This is a genomic window from Aquitalea sp. FG25 (genome assembly GCF_057809375.1).
In genome coordinates, this window is sequence record NZ_JBMDJV010000005.1 from 21,549 (window position 1) to 38,546 (window position 16,998).

Genomic DNA, 16,998 nt, shown 5'->3' on the forward strand with positions numbered 1-16,998 from the left:
TATCTCTACATGGCCCTTACCGCCACCATTTACAAAGCTGGTCTGTCGATTTCCGACATGGACCGTGGCTACTATGCCAGCCACAACCTGACCCTGGCACAACATCCTTCAGAAACCGTAGAACGTTTGATGGTGCGCCTGGTGGCCTTTGTGCTCAATGCCAGCGAAACCCTCAGTTTCACCCGAGGCCTGAGCGCCGATGACGAAGCCGAGCTGTGGCAAAAAAATTACAGCGAGGAAATCGAACTGTGGATTGAGTTGGGCGAACCCGACGAAAAACGCCTGAAAAAAGCCTGTAGCCGCGCCGACAAAGTGGTGCTGTACACCTACGGTGGCCGCTCCAGCGAGGTGTGGTGGCCGCAGATCGAAAACAAGCTGTCCAAACTGGACAAACTGAGCGTCTATCGCATCAGCACCGCCACCCAGGCAGAACTGGCCTCCCTGTGCCAGCGCGGCATGCAGCTGACTGCCACCATCCAGGACGGCCAGCTGTGGCTAGCGGATGAAAACCACAACGTGCTGGTGGAAGTGGAAGCCCTGAAAGTACCCCACTAAGCCGCACCCTCCTTCAGGGCCGTGGCATGGCAGCGGCCAGCTGACGTGCTGCCGCATCGTCCTGTTCCAGCATGCTGATTACCCCCTGTCTATCCTGTGGCAAACGGTTCTGGCTCAGCTTGGCCTTGACCTCCCAGCGGCTCACCCGCAAACGGAACCCCACGATGCCACGCTGCATGGCCGCCATGGACGCTGGCGGCATGGTGTCGGTGCTCCAGCCATCCGGGCCTTCAAAATGGCGGGCCAGTTGCTGCAATAAGGCAGACAGTTCATCCCCTGCCACCGGTTCGGCCCGGCCATGGGCATGGGCCACGCGATAATTCCAGGTGGGCACCATGCCATCGGACACATACCAGCGCGGCGATACATAGCCGTGCACGCCGGTAAACACAGCCACGCTATCCTGCCCGAATAGCAGCTCGGCATGCGGATTTGCCCGCGCCAGATGCCCCAGCAGGCAGTCCGGATACTGCGGATCAGGCAATAACACGAGGTGGCTGATCCACGGCTCCACGCCAGCCGGGGTAATCAGGGTGGCCAGCGGGTTGTCCGCCATCACCTCGGCGGCATACTTGGCCTCGGCACGAAATGCAGTGGGGCAGTACAGACTCATGCAAGGCTCCTTATTGGCGCATGGCAATGGCCAGCCGGTTCAGCGCATTCATACTGGCAATGGCCATGGTGAGGTCACAGATCTCCTGTTCCGAAAAATGCTCGCACAGCGGCTGGTACACGGCATCATCGGCATGGCTGTCGGCAATCCAGGTCAGCGCCTCGGCCCAGGCCAGCGCAGCCTGCTCCCGCGCACTGAAATGCGGACTCAAGCGCCAGCCGGCCAGCGTATCCAGCCGCGCAGCGCTTTCACCGCCACTACGCAAGGCCCGGCTGTGCATGTCCAGGCAAAACGCGCAGCCATTGATCTGCGAAACCCGCAGGTAAACCAGCTCCACCAGATTACGCCCCAGCGGGCTTTCCGCTAGCTGTTGCTTGATGGCACGCAGATGCTGCAGGGCCGGGGCCGACAATTCGGCATAGGGCAGACGCAAGGTAGGCATGGCAGTTTCTCCGCTTGATAATCAGCCCATTATCAACGCGCATTTGGCTCTATCACAGATCCACTTTTATTGCAGATGACAGAACCAGTTTGCCACTCATCCCCGCAGTGCCTGCCACCACATCCAGCCAGCCATGCCCAGCAGCAGCAGGCCGCAGCCACGGTCCAGCCAACGCCGGGCTCTTGCCCCTGCTCGTCGCAGCAACTGCCCGATGCCAAAAGCCAGCACACACCACCACAATGCCGAGCCCGACACGACGCCTGCCACCATGACCATGGCTTCGCGGGCAGCGCTGACGGATTGTCCGGTTAAGCCGGAAAAAATGGCGACAAAGGACAAAATGGTCATGGGGTTGCCCAGCGTAAGACCCAGTGCAGATCCATACGCCGCCGCCAAGCCGGAAGCTGGCCTGGCGCTGGCCATGGCAGGCTCTCCCTGCGGTGCCCGCAACATTGCCAGCCCTTGCCACAGCAAAAAGCCCCCTCCTGCCAGTGCCAGCGGCACCGCCAGCGCGGTCAGCTGCCGGATCAGCACCGTCAGGCCCAGCGCGCCCAGGCTGGCATACAGACCATCGGCAGTGGCCGCCCCCAGCCCGGTGGCAAGGCCAGCCCAAGGCCCATGCCGCAGCGTGCGGTCAATGCACAGCAAGCCAATTGGTCCAACCGGCGCGGCAATAGCCAGCCCCACAATCAGCGCCTGGCCATACAAGGTAAACAGTGTCATGGCATTTCTCCTTTCAATGACACCAGTCTGCCTGCTTGTCAGTGGCAGACACATGCCATTTTTCAGGCAGGATCACGGTATAAACTGATAAATTAAGGCAGCAAGGGCTTTTTACCGAAAAGGACGCGAACGATGGAAATTGATGGCAAAGCCTGGAAGATTCTTGAATGCCTGCAGCAGGATGCACGGCTGTCACTGACCGAGCTGGCTCGCGCCGTGGAAATGTCGGTGCCGGCGGTATCCGAGCGGGTGAAACGGCTGGAAGAAGCCGGTGTGATCCAGGGTTACCACGCCCGGCTGGCCCCCCAGAAAGCTGGCTACACCCTGTCGGCCATGGTGGGCATTACCGTAGCCCAACCCTACAAGAAAAAACTGCTGGATATCCTGTCGGCCATGCCGGAAGTCATGGAATGCCACCATGTTACCGGGGCGGATTCCTACCTGTTTCGCCTGCTGGCGCGTGATGTGGCCCACCTGGAAACACTGGTTGCCCGCGTGAATCATCTGGGTGAAACCCGCACCTCCATCATCCTGTCCCCCCCCATCAGCCAGCAAACCTTGCGCCAGCCACGTTAATTTGTGTGTAAACCGAACCTTAATGTCATCTGCCTGTCGTAAAATTCCAAGATCCACACCCCTCTGACACGCTCCATGACTTCGCTGACCCTGCGCCCGGCCACCTTTGACGATGCCGGCCTGATTGCCCGGCTACACACCGAAAGCTGGCAACACAGCTACCGCCGCATCCTCTCCGACGACTACCTGGACCACGTTGCTCCCACCGAGCGCCACACCATGTGGACACGCCGTTTTCATTACGACAATCACCTGTGGGTGCTGCTGGCCTTGTGGGAGGGCGAGCCGGTGGGTTTTGTCTGCCTGCTGCCGGATGGCGAAAGCGAGCGCGGCCTGTTGCTGGATAATCTGCACGTTCTGCCCGGCCAGCAGGGCCGGGGCGTAGGCCGCACCCTGCTGCAAGCAGCCGCCGCCCAGGCAGACAGGCTGCAGGCTGGCACACCGATGCACCTGTGGGTTTACGAGGCCAATAGCGATGCGCGCCGCTTTTACAATCGCATGGGTGGTGAAATGGTGGATAGGGAAAACGTGCTGGCACCGGATGGCAGCAAGGCCGTTGCGCTGTGCTACCGCTGGAAGCAGCCGGCGCTGCTGGCCAGCGGCCACGCCGCCGCCTGATCCGGCAGCCCGTACCTGGCAGGGCTTTGCTACACTGGCGGCATGTCCGCCCTCAAATACCTGTTGCACTATCCGCCCAGTTTGCTGGCCCAGGTCCAGGCCCGTCTCGACGACGGTAGCCTGGGCGACTGGCTGGCCAGCCGCTATCCTGATTCTCATCAGGTGCAAAGTGATAATGCGCTGTATCAGTATGTCGGCACGCTCAAGCAGCGCTATCTGAAAAATGCCCCCGCCCCCACCAAGGTGCTGTTCGATAGCCAGCAACATCCGGTAAAAGGCACGCTGGGCACCAATACCCAGATATCCCGGGTGCAAGGTGGCAAGCTCAAGGCCAAGCATGAAATCCGCATTGCCGCGCTGTTTCGCGATGCACCAGAGCCGTTTTTACGCATGATCGTGGTGCACGAACTGGCCCACCTGCGCGAAAAGAACCACGACAAGGCCTTCTACCAGCTGTGCTGTCACATGGAGCCGCACTATCACCAGCTGGAGTTTGACACCCGGCTGTGGCTGACGCTGCGCGAACTGAAGCCAGCCTGAACCCACAGCATGCCGCCCTGCCGGCCTGCATCTGCAGGCTTAAGGCTGTGCCACGGCTACCCGAACCCGTTGCTGCTCAAGAAAGCCGGCAATGTGCTGGTAAGTGCGGGCGCACTCGTCGGCGACCAACTGCTCCATGTTCAGGAAGGCATGGATCAGATCATCAAAATGCAGGTGCTCGCACACCACGCCCGCAGCCTGCAACTTGTCCAGATAACGTAGCGCTTCGTCGCGCAGCGGGTCGAAACCGGCAGACACCACCAGGGTGGCGGGCATGCGCGGCGTGACGGTCATGTGCAGCGGGGATGCTGCCAGCCGGTCCTCGCCGTGCTGGAAGTAATTGTCGAAATACCAGGCAATGCGGCTGCTGTTGAGGAAATAGCCTTCGCCGTTTTCGGTAATCGACGGCAAGCTCATGCTGTAATCCAGGCTAGGGTAGATCAGCACCTGGGCGGCAATCTGCAAGGCGGTATCGTGCTGCGAGCGCGCACTGACCGTGGCCGCCAGCGCCGCACCAGCAGAGTCACCCGCCAGGGACAGTTGCCGCACAAACGGCAGGCCACGGGCCTGCAGGGCGGCAAACACGCCACGCGCAGCGGCATAAGCATCATGCAATGCCGCCGGGTAAGGGTTCTCCGGTGCCAGCCGGTATTCCGGCACCACCACCACGCAGCCGGTGGCTGCTGCCAGCCTGCGACTGATGGGGTCGTACACACTGACGCTGCCAGCGGTATGGCCGCCACCGTGCAGGAACAGCAGCACGGGCCGCGCCTCATCCGGGGCCGGGTGATAAATGCGCACCGGCACGCTGTAATCGCGCCCATGGACGATTTCATCATTCACCCAGGCCATCTCAGGGCCGGGGCTTACCAGTGTGCGGGTGACATTGGCCAGGGCCTCGCGGGCACCAATGGCGGTTGGTTTGTAGCCGCTGTCCTGCAAACGGCGGATAAGCTGGTTCAGTTGCAACAACCAGTCGGTCAGCTTGGGGCTGACAGCATGCATGAGGCGTCTCCTGCGGCGGGAAATAAACACTCCGGGTCGGACATTAATATACCAAAGGCATGGATGATGCCAGCCTGCGCGGCAAGGCTGCTCAGGAAACCAATTGATCGCGCCGTGCCAGTTGTGGGAACCAGCGCATCCACAGCACCACCACCAGCAAGGTTCCCGCGCCACCCAGCACCACCGCAGGCACCGCACCGAACCAGGCTGCCGTCACCCCGGACTCGAACTCACCAAGCTGGTTGGAGGCACCGATAAACAGCGAGTTCACTGAATTCACCCGCCCGCGCATGTCATCCGGGGTTTCCAGCTGCACCAGCGTGCCACGGATCACCACACTGATGACATCAGCCGAACCCAGCAGCATCAATGCCAGCAAGGACAGCGGGAAGCTGCTGGACAGGCCGAACAGGATGGTGGCAATGCCGAAGACAGCAACGGCAGCAAACATGATGTGCCCGGAGCGACGGCGTATCGGATGGCGCATCAGCCAGGCGGACATCAGCAAGGCCCCGGCAGCTGGCGCCGAGCGCAGCAGGCCCAGGCCCCACGGCCCGGTATGCAGGATATCGCGAGCAAAAATCGGCAGCAGTGCGGTTGCCCCGCCCAGCAGGACGGCAAACAGGTCCAGCGAAATCGCGCCCAGAATATCCGGGCGGCTGCGGATAAAACGTACCCCCATCAGCAGCGAATCCAGCGACACGCGCTGGCCGGTAGGCAGTACCCGGCTGGAAGGCAGCAGGCTGACCAGCGCCAGGCAGGCCAGAAAACAGGCAGCGGATAAGCCATAGGTCAGCTCGGCCCCCACGGCATACAGGAAGCCGCCCAGTGCCGGCGCGATGATGGTGGCGGCCTCATTGGCCGAAGCCGCCATGGCAATCGCCTGCCCCAGCAAGCGCGGTGGCACGATATTAGGCAGCAGCGACTGCATGGCGGGCATGTCAAAGGCGCGGCAACAGCCCACCACCACCGACAGGGCAAAGATCAGCTCACGGCTGACCTGCCAGCCCATGCCCAAATTACCCAGCAGCAAGGTCAGCGCAGCCAGCATCTGGATAAACAGGCTGATGGCCACCACCCGGCGGCGATCAAAGCGGTCAGATACCACTCCGGTAACCAGCACCAGCAGCACGCGGGGCAGAAATTGCAGGAGTCCCACCAGGCCCAGATCCAGCGCGCTGCCGGTCAGTGCATACACTTGCCAGCCAATGGCCACGGTGAGGATTTGAAAAGCGGCAGTCAGCAGCACGCGGGCCGACCAGAACTGCCAAAAAGGGCGGCAATGCCGCAGGGATGCAGAAGCGTCGTTCATCAGGTGCAAAAAACGGCCATCGCGGCCATGACAAAGAGATCAAGCCTACCGGCTAAACGACTGTAACTCTAGCCTTACATCCCGTGCTTAACAGACGCTGACACAATCGGTGCGCCCGGTGCTACGCCAGGCTCAGGCAAACAGCCGTGCCAGCCAGCTTCCCTCCCGCGCGGAAGGCAGACAGGCGGCCGCCTCCTTGACCAACTCAGCCACCAGTTCGTGGTCCACCGAGGGCCGTTGCACTTGCAAGGGATCGCGGCTGCCGGTGGGCGCAAGTGCCAGTTTCTGCCCTTGTCGGCTCAGACGATAGCCGCCGCCACAAGAGGGGCAATGCACGGCGTCGCCATCCTGCACGCGGCGCGGGATGGCGATGATGGGACCGCAGGCCTGGCATTGCTGCAATGGAATGCCTGCTTCGCTGTGACCGACGATGTGTTCCAGCTTGCCCGCCTCGCCCAGCGCGATGAAACACGCACCGCAGGCGCGGTCAAACTGGCTGCCCAGATTATCGCGGATGATGTCCAGCGCACGGGAAACCGGCATGCCGGCGCGGTAGGGCCGGTGGCTGGTCATGGCGTCAAAGGCATCGGCAATGCCGACGATGCGGGCAACCAGCGGAATGGCCTCGCCTTGCAGGCCAGCCGGATAGCCGCGCCCATCCGGCGTTTCGTGATGCATCAGCACTGCTTCCATGGCCAGGGCGGCCAGCGGGTGCTCACGCAGCAGATCTGCCCCTTGCTGCGGATGCAGCTTGATCACCGCATATTCCTCCTCAGTCAGACGGTCGCGCTTGTTGAGAATGGCGTCCGGCACGCCAATCTTGCCCAGATCATGCAAAAAGCCGCCCAGCATGATGCGCAGCACCTCGCCGCGTGGCAGCGCCAGTTCCTGTGCCAGCAGGCCGGAAAAACGCGACACCCGCCACAAATGGCCACCGGTATAGGCATCGCGGGTTTCCACCATCATCGCCATGGTATAGAGGGTTTTCAGTAATTCTTGTGCTGCTTGCATGCTGTGCTCCGCAAAGTGGCCAGTCGCAGGCCCTGATCTGGCTGTCTGCCATGAGTCGACCATGCCAATGAATTCTTACAACGTAGTGCTAATTTTTGAGGCATTCCACTGCAGGGCTTACAATTGCAGCCATTCCAGAAAGAAAGCATTCCATGTCCAACTCCCTGAGCGCCCTGCTGCAAGCAGCCGCCGACCGCCGCAGTGATCTTGTTAGCCGCCTGATCGCCGAAGATACCAACACTTACCGCCTGTTCCATGGCAGCGTGGAAGGCGTGGCCGGCCTGACGGTAGACCGCTACGGCGACCTGCTGCTGGTGCAAAGCTTCCACCAGAGCCTGGAAGATGCCGAGCTGGACGAAATCCGCAGCTTCTACGCCACCCTGCTGCCGGAATTACAGCTGGTCTACAACGATCGCAGCGGCAAGAATTCCCGCATCAACAACACCCTGAGCCTGCCCGAGCAAGCGGTAGCCGAAGAAAACCGCATTGCCCATGAAATGGGTATCCGCTATCACATCCGTGGTCGCCACAGTGGCCAGGACCCGTGGCTGTTTCTCGACCTGCGTGCCGGCCGCCGTCGCGTGATGCAGCTGGCCGAAGGCAAAAGCGTGCTCAATCTGTTTGCCTACACCTGCGGCGTGGGCCTGGCGGCGGCCAAAGGCGGTGCCAGCTTCGTAATGAATGTGGACTTTGCCGAATCCAGCCTGGCCGTGGGTCGTGCCAATGCCAAGCTCAACAGCCTGGCCACCCGTCCGCGCTGCGTACAGTGCGATGCCTTTGCCGCCTTGCGCCAGCTGTCCGGCATCGGCCAGCCCAAGATGGTGCGTGGCAAGAAAATGCCCCCCTTCCCGGCACTGGAAGCACGCCAGTTTGATCTGGTCTTCCTCGACCCGCCGCGCTATGCCAAGAGCCCGTTTGGCGTGGTGGACCTGATCAACGACTACCAGGCGCTGTTCAAGCCGGCCCTGCTGTGTACCGCCGAAGGCGGCATGCTGATCTGCTGCAATAATGTGGCCCAGGTGGATGGCAATGCCTGGCTGGAATCGCTCAAGCGCAGTGCTGAAAAAGCCGGGCGTACCATTCACGAAGTGGAATGGATTACCCCGGAGCAGGATTTTCCCAGCGCCGATGGCCAACATCCGCTCAAAATCGTACTGCTGCACGTGTAATAGCAGGACCGACCACAACGCCTTGCCTGCCCCGGCAAGGCGTTTTTATTGGGTCAGCCACCACGGCACCCCATGCCATAAACATAATTCGGCAGAAAAACCACGCGGCTGTCTGACGGTAGCCCATGCTCTGCCATGCAAAAAAAGCATTGCTGATTGCTTCGCTTCAAGCTAAGGTCATACACCCATACAACCTCAACGGACCCTGATTCCGGGCAAGGACGCTCTTTATGTTTTCCTGGTTTGAAAAACGGGTAGAAGTCTACCCCGACGCCCCTCCCTCCCAGCCACCCAGTGGTTTTCTAGCCTTTGTCTGGTCTGCCACCAGCGGCATGCGCCCCTACATCCTGTGCATGACCCTGCTGACAGCCACCATTGGTGCTTTTGAAGCCTTGTTGTTTTCCATGCTCGGTTCAATTGTTGACTGGCTAAGCCATGTCGCGCCATCACGGCTGTGGATGCAAGAACGTGAACACCTGCTGCTGCTGGGCGGTATCCTGCTGGCCAGCCCGTTGCTGATTGCGCTGCAAGCCATGTTCAAATACCAGAGTCTGTTCGGTAATTTCCCCATGCGGCTGCGCTGGCAGTTTCACCGCCATCTGCTGGGGCAAAGCATGAGCTTTTATCAGGACGAATTTGCTGGTCGCGTGGCCGCCAAGGTGATGCAGACTGCGCTGGCAGTGCGCGACACCGTGCTGATCATCACCGACATCCTGGTGTTCGTGGTGATCTACTTCGTCACCATGGTGGCGGTAGTGGGCAGCTTCGATGCCATTTTGCTGCTGCCCTTTGTCGGCTGGCTGCTGCTGTATGTCGCCACCCTGTCCTTCTTTGTCCCGCGCTTGGGCAAGGCATCCACCCGCCAGGCGGATGCACGCTCGCTGATGACCGGCCGGGTGACCGATGCCTACACCAATATCGCCACGGTGAAGCTGTTTTCCCAGGACCAGCGCGAGGCCGCGTTCACCAGAAGCGCCATGCAGGAATTCATGCAGACGGCCTACAGCCAGATGCGCTTGGTGAGTGGCTTTGAAATCGTCAACCACATCCTCAGCATGCTGCTGATTGCCAGCACCGCCGGTGCCACGCTATGGCTGTGGACCCAGGGTCAGGTGGGGATTGGTGCAGTGGCTGCCGCCACCGCCATGGCCTTGCGCCTGAATGGGGTATCGCACTGGATCATGTGGGAGATGTCCAGCCTGTTTGAAAACATCGGTACGGTACACGATGGCATCAGCACCCTGTCGCGCCCGGTGGCCATTGTCGACCGCCCGCATGCCCACCCGCTGCAGGTGAAGCGCGGCGAAATTCGCTTCGACAATGTCAGCTTTGCCTATGGCGGTGAACGCCCCATTATCGACGGGCTGAACCTCACCATCCGCCCGGGCGAGAAAATCGGCCTGGTGGGCCGCAGCGGCGCGGGCAAATCCACCATCGTCAACCTGATGTTGCGTTTTTACGATGTTGAGCAGGGCCGCATCCTGATTGACGGCCAGGACATTGCCGGTGTCACGCAGGACAGCCTGCGCGCGCAAATCGGCATGGTGACGCAGGACACTTCGCTGCTGCACCGTTCGGTACGTGACAACCTGCTATACGGCAGACCAGATGCCGACGATGCCGCCATGATCCATGCCGCCCGTCAGGCCGAGGCGCACGACTTCATCCAGTTGCTGAGCGATCCGAAAGGCCGTCAGGGCTACGATGCCCACGTGGGCGAGCGCGGGGTCAAGCTGTCCGGCGGCCAGCGCCAGCGCGTGGCCATTGCGCGGGTGATGCTGAAAGATGCGCCCATCCTGCTGCTGGATGAAGCCACCAGCGCGCTGGACTCGGAAGTGGAAGCCGCCATCCAGGGCAGCCTGTACCGGCTGATGGAGGGCAAAACGGTGATTGCCATTGCCCACCGCCTGTCCACCATTGCCGCCATGGACCGGCTGATCGTGCTGGACAAGGGCCGCGTGGTGGAAGAAGGCGACCATGCCAGCCTGCTGGCCAAGGGGGGCTTGTACGCCCGGCTGTGGGCACACCAGAGCGGTGGTTTTCTGGGTGAGGAGACCGACGAGGACATCCGCCCCGGCGAGCTTGATCCGGCTTGAGCACCCACCGCCGCTGAGCCACGCTAAACAAGAAACCCGCCTGATGGCGGGTTTTTCTTTGTGTGCCCAAATCTGCGGGCAGAACAGTATCAGGCTTCGGCCTTTTTCAGAATCACATACAACTCGTCCTTGAGCTTCAGTTTTTCCTTCTTCAGCGCTTCCACATCAAACTGGCTGCCGTTGCCAATACCGGCCTCGATATTTTTGATGGTCTGGTCCAGTTCATTATGCTTGTTGAACAGACGGCTGAAATGGTCGTCTTCGGTTTTCAGTTTGCTAATCAGTTCGCGGAATTCGGGAAACATGGGCTTCTCCTGATGGGTGGGTTGGGCGGCTGCATGCCACCTGACTACAACTTCATGCTAGCCCTGGCACCAGCCTGCTTTCTTGATCTAGGGCATATGCACGACAGACGTCGGGCCATTGTGCGCCATGCGCAATGGCTGGCAAGCAGAGACGGTCTGCTCCCTGCCCGCCAGACCGGTGCACGCCTGCACCTATGTCCAGTCGACCGCCCTGATTCAAGCCGCCACGATGCTGCGATGTCATCTGGTTAGGCCGCCATTGGCGCCAACACCATGCTTGGAGGCTTCATGCAACATCCTTGCGCTGGCGATACCGATTTCCAGCATCAGTCATTTCTGGAACTACGCCCCATCGCCGTATCGCTACAGATACTTGGCGTCTGTGCCTGGCTGGCATCACTGCTGCTCAGCCATCCTTACCGGCAGATAGAAAGCGGCAGCACGCTGCTGGCCACACCCGCCATGCTTGGTGGCATTCTGCTGTCCTGGCAGGCCAGTCACCACCGTACCCTGCTGCTGGGCATGCTGTTGAATCAGGCTGGTCTCAGCCTGGGTTTTCGCCTCAATTTTCTGTTCATCAACGAGCCTGGCCCGTGGGTAACATCCATTGCGGTCTGCATCATCCTGTCCATGGCACCGGTGTTTCACAGCACCCATGCCTTTGTGCTGACCGGCATCTGTATCTGGGCCCTGCTGCTGCAGGGCACACAGGCCGACCAGCATCTGTGGTCGCAATATTCATGGGTGCTGCTGCTGATTGCGGTCAGCATGATCACTGGCCTGATGCTCAATATCCTGTTCCGCCGCCTGCGCCTGCGCGGCTATGTGCTGCGCCGCAAGCTGGAGGTGCTGGCCTTTCAGGATGCCCTGACCGGTATCGACAACCGCCGCAGCCTGCTGGAAAAGCTGCAGGCCTGGTACCCCTTGCAGCAGGGCTATTTCATGATGGTGGATATCGACGATTTCAAAAGCATCAACGATGACTATGGACACGAAGCCGGCGATCAGGTGCTGCGCGAAGTGGCCCTGCAACTGAATGGCCATCCCGACATCGACCTATGCGGCAGGCTGGGGGGCGAGGAGTTTGGCCTGTTCACCCGCAAGACCAACCGGCTGCAAGCCACCCAGGTGGCCGCAGAGCTGATTGCGCGGGTTAATGCCTGCCATATGCAGCAGCGCAGGGTTTCCATCAGCATCGGCATCGTGTACATGGATGGGCGGATCGGGCTGAGCGCGGCCTTGCGGCTGGCAGACCAGGCCATGTACCAGGCCAAGCTGGCCGGCAAAAACTGCTTTGTGCTTGCCCTGCCGGACAGCCATAGTCCCCGTCCGCAGCAAGCCATCCAAACCGGGTAAGCAGCAAAAAGCCGCCCGCAGGCGGCTTTCTGGTCACAGCAGGTAGAATCAGGCGTCGTAGCCCAGATTGGGGGCCAGATCGCGCTCAGCCTGCTCCAGCGACACACCACGCCGCCGGGCATAACTTTGTACCTGATCTTTCTCTACCTTGCCCACGCCAAAGTAGCGCGCATCCGGGTGGCTGAAATAAAAGCCGGATACAGCCGCCGTCGGCAGCATGGCATAGCCTTCGGTCAGGGTCATGCCGATACCCGGTGCGTCCAGCAGGGCAAACAGCGCCTTCTTCACCGTATGATCCGGACAAGCCGGGTAGCCCGGTGCCGGGCGAATGCCACGGTATTCCTCGTCGATCAGTTGCTCATTGCTTAGCGCCTCGTCGGCAGCGTAGCCCCAGAACTCGCGACGCACACGCTGGTGCATCAGTTCGGCAAAAGCTTCGGCCAGGCGGTCGGCCAGCGCTTTAAGCAGGATGGCGGAGTAGTCGTCATTGGCCTCTTCGAAGCGTTTGACATGTGGCTCGATGCCGATGCCGGCGGTAACAGCAAAGGCACCGATATAGTCGTCCACACCGCTCTCTGCCGGGGCGATATAGTCGGCCAGCGCCCAGTTAGGTTTGCCATCGGCCTTGGGTAGCTGCTGGCGCAGCCCCACCCAGGTCATCTGGCTGCTATTGCCATCCACGCTCAGGATTTCAATATCGTCGTCGCCCACCGTTGCTGCCGGGAACAGGCCGATCACGGCATTGGCGCTCAGCCAGTTTTCACTGATGATTTGCGAGAGCATGGTCTGGGCATCGGCATACAGGCTGCGGGCGGATTCGCCGACAATTTCATCGTCCAGAATGCGCGGGAAGCGGCCTGCCAGTTCCCAGCTCTGGAAGAACGGCGTCCAGTCAATCACGGCGGCAATCTCCGCCAGCGGGTAATTTTCAAAGCGGCGCACGCCCAGCCATTGCGGCTTGGGCGGGGTGTAGGCCGACCAGTCGGTGGCCTGCTTGTTGGCACGGGCGGCCTCCAGGCTCACCACCTTGCGGTGGGCCTTGTTGGCATGGCCTTCACGGGCGCGCTGGTATTCGGCGGCCACTTCGGCCACAAAGCCATCGCGCAGGGTATCGGACAGCAGGTTGGAGCACACCCCCACCGCGCGGCTGGCATCCGGCACATAAATCACCGGCTGCTGGTAGTGCGGCGCAATCTTCACCGCCGTATGCACCTTGGAGGTGGTGGCACCACCAATCAGCAACGGGATGTCAAATCCCTGACGCTGCATTTCCTTTGCCACATGGCTCATTTCTTCCAAGCTGGGGGTAATCAGGCCGGACAGGCCGATGATGTCGGCCTTGTGTTCACGCGCGGCATCCAGAATGGTCTGGCACGGCACCATCACGCCCAGGTCGATCACCTTGTAGTTGTTACAGCGCAGCACCACGCCGACGATGTTCTTGCCGATATCGTGCACATCGCCCTTGACCGTGGCCATGATGATGACGCCCTTGGCCGGCGCATCGGCCAGACCCATGCGGATCTTTTCTTCCTCGATGAAGGGCTCCAGATGGGCCACCGCCGCCTTCATCACCCGGGCGGATTTCACCACCTGCGGCAGGAACATCTTGCCCGCGCCAAACAGGTCGCCCACCACGTTCATGCCGTCCATCAGCGGGCCTTCGATCACATGAATCGGGCGTGCGCACTTGAGGCGGACTTCTTCGGTGTCTTCGATGATATAGGTGGTAATGCCCTTCACCAGCGCATGCTCCAGCCGCTTTTCCACGGCCCACTCACGCCAGGTCAGGTCTTCCACCTTTTTCTCGCCCGCCGCTTCGCCCTTGAAGCGTTCGGCCAGCGCAATCAGGTGTTCGGTGGCATCGCCGCCATCTTTCGGGGTGCGCATCAGCACCACGTCTTCAATGCGTTCGCGCAGTTCCTTGTCCACCTCGTCATACACTTCCAGCGCCCCGGCATTGACGATGCCCATGGTCATGCCGCGCTGGATGGCGTGGTACAGGAACACGGCGTGAATCGCTTCGCGCACCTTGTTGTTGCCACGGAAGGAGAAGGACACATTGGACACGCCGCCAGATACCTTGGCATGCGGCAGGTTCTGGTGAATCCAGCCGGTGGCTTCGATGAAGTCCAGGCCGTAACGGGCGTGCTCTTCGATACCGGTAGCCACAGCAAAGATATTGGGGTCGAAGATGATGTCTTCCGGCGGATAGCCCACTTCGTCCACCAGAATGCGGTAGCTCTTTTCGCAGATTTCCACCTTGCGGGCATAGGTGTCAGCCTGGCCCTTGTCATCAAACGCCATCACGATCACCGCCGCGCCATAGCGGCGCAGCAGGCGGGCTTGTTCCTTGAACTTGTCCACGCCCTCCTTCATGGAGATGGAGTTGACGATGCCCTTGCCTTGAATGCACTTGAGGCCGGCTTCGATCACTTCCCACTTGGAGGAGTCGATCATGATGGGCACGCGGGCGATGTCCGGCTCGGCGGCAATCAGCTTGAGGAAGCGATCCATCGCCGCCAGGGCGTCCAGCATGCCCTCGTCCATATTGATGTCGATGATTTGCGCGCCGTTTTCCACCTGTTGGCGTGCCACATCCAGCGCAGTGGCGTAGTCGCCGTTCAGAATCAGCTTGGCAAAGGCGCGGCTGCCGGTGACGTTGGTACGCTCGCCCACATTGACGAACAGGTCATGGTCGCCAATATTGAACGGCTCCAGCCCGGACAGGCGGCACTTGGCTTCAATCTGTGGCAGCGCGCGCGGGGCAATGCCGTCCACCGCATTAGCGATGGCAGCAATGTGCTCCGGCGTGGTGCCACAACAGCCGCCAACGATGTTGATCAGGCCGGACTCGGCCCATTCGCGCACGAACTCGCCCATGGCCGCCGGTTCCAGATCGTAACCGCCAAAGGCATTGGGCAGACCGGCATTGGCGTGCACCGACACATAGGTGGCCGATATGCGCGACATTTCTTCTACATAGGGACGCAGCAGGTCCGGCCCCAGTGCACAGTTAAGGCCGAAGGACATGGCGTCGGCGTGCGACAGGCTGTTGTAGAAAGCCTCGGTGGTCTGGCCGGTGAGGGTGCGGCCGGACTGGTCGGTAATGGTGCCGGACACCATGATGGGCAGACGCGCAATGTCGGGGTGCTCATCAAAATACTGGTGGATGGCAAACACCGCCGCCTTGGCGTTCAGGGTGTCGAAAATGGTCTCCACCAGCAGGAAATCCGCCCCGCCAGCCACCAGGCCGTCGATGGCCTCGGTATAGCTCGTTACCAGCTCATCAAAGCTGACATTGCGGTAACCCGGGTCGTTTACATCCGGGCTGATGCTGGCGGTGCGGTTGGTGGGCCCCAACACGCCGGCGCAGAAGCGCGGCTTGGCCGGATTCTTTGCGGTTTGGGCAACACACAGCGCCTTCACCAGCTTGGCCGCCGCGTGGTTGATCTCCCACACCAGGCTTTCCATCTGGTAGTCGGCCATGGCAATCGACGTAGCATTGAAAGTGTTGGTTTCAATGATGTCGGCACCGGCATCCAGATACGCCTGATGAATACCACCTATCACGTCTGGCCGGCTCAGTACCAGCAGATCGTTGTTGCCTTTTACGTCACAGGGCCAGTCGGCAAACCGTGTGCCACGGTAGTCGGCTTCCTGCAGGTCATGGCGCTGGATCATGGTGCCCATGCCGCCATCCAGGATCAGGATGCGCTGTGACAGCTGGGAAAATACCGGATGCGTGGGTTTTTTGGTCATGGCAAGCAGGCTGTAATGGTGAAGAACGATAGGTGGCACACTCATGGTGCGGCTGAACAGTTTACCATTGCACTCGGAACTGTCAGACAACTAACTAAGAAGAAGAGAGTACAAGCTTATGGTTGCTTTGAATAAGACTTGGCCGGTGCTGCTTGCGGGAGCAGTGCTGAGCTTGCAGATCCAGGCTGGCGGTATATTGAAAATCGGGGTCTCCGATTCAGATGCCCCGCCCATCGTGGTACTGACACCTGACAATCAGACACTGAGCAGCGGCCTGATCAAAGAGCTGGGTGATGCCCTGGCCGGCGAGCTGGGCATGAAGGCCCAGTATGTGGTGATTGCCCGCAAGCGGGTGGAAAACACCATTGAAACCGGCAAGGTCAATATCGTGTGCAATGCCAACCCGGAATGGTATGGCAATGCCACCCGGCTGGGCTGGACGCGCGAGTTCTATCCGCAAGTGGAAAGAGCGCTTTCGCTGCGGGAGATACCGGACATCCACCAGGTGGACGATATGGTTGGCAAACGCATCGGCATCATTCGCGGTTACAGCTACCCCACGCTGGAACACTTATGGGCGGTTGGCCGCACCACCCGCGTGGATGAGCCACGGCTGGATCTGCTGGTGAAATCGCTGCAGAAGAAGCTGACCGATATCGCCATCTCATCGGAACTGGAACTGGCCTGGTGGGCTAAGAGCAATCCACAGGAAGCCCGCACCTTCAAGCAACACCCGCTGACAGTAACTTATATGCCCACCATGTGTGCCGTCGCACCCCATTCATCCGTCAGTACCGACAGGCTGAACCAGGGCATCGAGGCCATGCGCCGCAGCGGCAAGCTCAAGGCAATCCTGAAGTCTTACGAGTGGCAGGCTGAATAAAACCGGCACGCTCGGGCAGGCTTGTCATGCAT

Annotated in this window: 16 protein-coding genes; 8 read left to right on the top strand and 8 right to left on the bottom strand. The window is 60.6% G+C overall.

Annotated features, from left to right (window positions below):
* Positions 1–9: 9 nt before the first annotated feature.
* Positions 10–555, top strand: a complete 546-nt coding sequence (locus ACODR9_RS06095) for a YaeQ family protein (RefSeq protein ID WP_488808199.1) — start codon at positions 10–12, stop codon at positions 553–555.
* A gap of 13 nt (positions 556–568) precedes the next feature.
* Here ACODR9_RS06095 and ACODR9_RS06100 read toward each other — a convergent pair whose 3' ends face one another.
* The 3 genes from ACODR9_RS06100 to ACODR9_RS06110 all read right to left on the bottom strand — a co-directional run bounded on the left by ACODR9_RS06100 (position 569) and on the right by ACODR9_RS06110 (position 2,333).
* Entirely contained in the window at positions 569–1,168 is a 600-nt protein-coding gene (locus tag ACODR9_RS06100) for an FMN-binding negative transcriptional regulator (RefSeq protein ID WP_488808200.1), read from the bottom strand.
* A gap of 10 nt (positions 1,169–1,178) precedes the next feature.
* Positions 1,179–1,610 carry a carboxymuconolactone decarboxylase family protein gene (locus tag ACODR9_RS06105; RefSeq protein ID WP_488808201.1) on the bottom strand — a complete coding sequence of 144 codons (432 nt, stop codon included), beginning with the start codon at positions 1,608–1,610 and terminating at the stop codon, positions 1,179–1,181.
* Positions 1,611–1,706: 96 nt separating this feature from the next.
* On the bottom strand, positions 1,707–2,333 hold the full coding sequence (locus ACODR9_RS06110; protein ID WP_488808202.1) for a LysE/ArgO family amino acid transporter: 627 nt from the start codon (positions 2,331–2,333) through the stop codon (positions 1,707–1,709).
* Between the two features lie 132 nt (positions 2,334–2,465).
* On the opposite strand from ACODR9_RS06110, the gene ACODR9_RS06115 reads away from it, so the two are divergent.
* The 3 genes from ACODR9_RS06115 (at position 2,466) to ACODR9_RS06125 (ending at position 4,067) form a co-directional block, all read left to right on the top strand.
* On the top strand, positions 2,466–2,909 hold the full coding sequence (locus ACODR9_RS06115) for an Lrp/AsnC family transcriptional regulator (protein ID WP_488808203.1): 444 nt from the start codon (positions 2,466–2,468) through the stop codon (positions 2,907–2,909).
* 75 nt (positions 2,910–2,984) lie between these two features.
* The gene (locus ACODR9_RS06120; RefSeq protein ID WP_488808205.1) at positions 2,985–3,527 is read left to right on the top strand and encodes a GNAT family N-acetyltransferase; all 543 of its coding nucleotides are present in this window, start codon (positions 2,985–2,987) and stop codon (positions 3,525–3,527) included.
* A 42-nt stretch (positions 3,528–3,569) separates the two neighbouring features.
* Positions 3,570–4,067: a M48 metallopeptidase family protein gene (locus tag ACODR9_RS06125; protein WP_488808206.1), complete on the top strand. Its 498-nt coding sequence runs from the start codon at positions 3,570–3,572 to the stop codon at positions 4,065–4,067.
* Positions 4,068–4,106: 39 nt separating this feature from the next.
* Here ACODR9_RS06125 and ACODR9_RS06130 read toward each other — a convergent pair whose 3' ends face one another.
* The 3 genes from ACODR9_RS06130 to ACODR9_RS06140 all read right to left on the bottom strand — a co-directional run bounded on the left by ACODR9_RS06130 (position 4,107) and on the right by ACODR9_RS06140 (position 7,395).
* Positions 4,107–5,072 (bottom strand): alpha/beta hydrolase, encoded by a 966-nt coding sequence (locus ACODR9_RS06130; RefSeq protein ID WP_488808207.1) that lies wholly within the window; start codon positions 5,070–5,072, stop codon positions 4,107–4,109.
* Positions 5,073–5,163: 91 nt separating this feature from the next.
* Positions 5,164–6,384, bottom strand: coding sequence for an MFS transporter (locus ACODR9_RS06135; RefSeq protein WP_488808208.1), 1,221 nt, complete (start codon positions 6,382–6,384; stop codon positions 5,164–5,166).
* A 132-nt stretch (positions 6,385–6,516) separates the two neighbouring features.
* Complete coding sequence (locus tag ACODR9_RS06140) at positions 6,517–7,395, bottom strand: HD domain-containing phosphohydrolase (RefSeq protein ID WP_488808209.1); 879 nt, start codon at positions 7,393–7,395, stop codon at positions 6,517–6,519.
* Positions 7,396–7,547: 152 nt separating this feature from the next.
* Between ACODR9_RS06140 and ACODR9_RS06145 the strand changes: the two genes are divergently transcribed.
* A complete protein-coding gene (locus tag ACODR9_RS06145; protein ID WP_488808210.1) occupies positions 7,548–8,564 on the top strand; it encodes a class I SAM-dependent rRNA methyltransferase in 1,017 nt (338 codons plus the stop codon).
* Positions 8,565–8,794: 230 nt separating this feature from the next.
* Positions 8,795–10,660, top strand: a complete 1,866-nt coding sequence (locus ACODR9_RS06150) for an ABC transporter ATP-binding protein (RefSeq protein ID WP_488808211.1) — start codon at positions 8,795–8,797, stop codon at positions 10,658–10,660.
* A gap of 89 nt (positions 10,661–10,749) precedes the next feature.
* Here ACODR9_RS06150 and ACODR9_RS06155 read toward each other — a convergent pair whose 3' ends face one another.
* Positions 10,750–10,965: an HP1242/YdcH family protein gene (locus ACODR9_RS06155; RefSeq protein WP_488808212.1), complete on the bottom strand. Its 216-nt coding sequence runs from the start codon at positions 10,963–10,965 to the stop codon at positions 10,750–10,752.
* A gap of 288 nt (positions 10,966–11,253) precedes the next feature.
* Here ACODR9_RS06155 and ACODR9_RS06160 point away from each other — a divergent pair, with 288 nt between their 5' ends.
* A complete protein-coding gene (locus ACODR9_RS06160; protein WP_488808213.1) occupies positions 11,254–12,321 on the top strand; it encodes a GGDEF domain-containing protein in 1,068 nt (355 codons plus the stop codon).
* 48 nt (positions 12,322–12,369) lie between these two features.
* Here ACODR9_RS06160 and metH read toward each other — a convergent pair whose 3' ends face one another.
* Positions 12,370–16,083, bottom strand: a complete 3,714-nt coding sequence (gene metH, locus ACODR9_RS06165; RefSeq protein ID WP_488808214.1) for a methionine synthase — start codon at positions 16,081–16,083, stop codon at positions 12,370–12,372.
* Between the two features lie 118 nt (positions 16,084–16,201).
* Between metH and ACODR9_RS06170 the strand changes: the two genes are divergently transcribed.
* The gene (locus ACODR9_RS06170) at positions 16,202–16,966 is read left to right on the top strand and encodes a substrate-binding periplasmic protein (RefSeq protein WP_488808215.1); all 765 of its coding nucleotides are present in this window, start codon (positions 16,202–16,204) and stop codon (positions 16,964–16,966) included.
* Positions 16,967–16,998 lie beyond the last annotated feature (32 nt).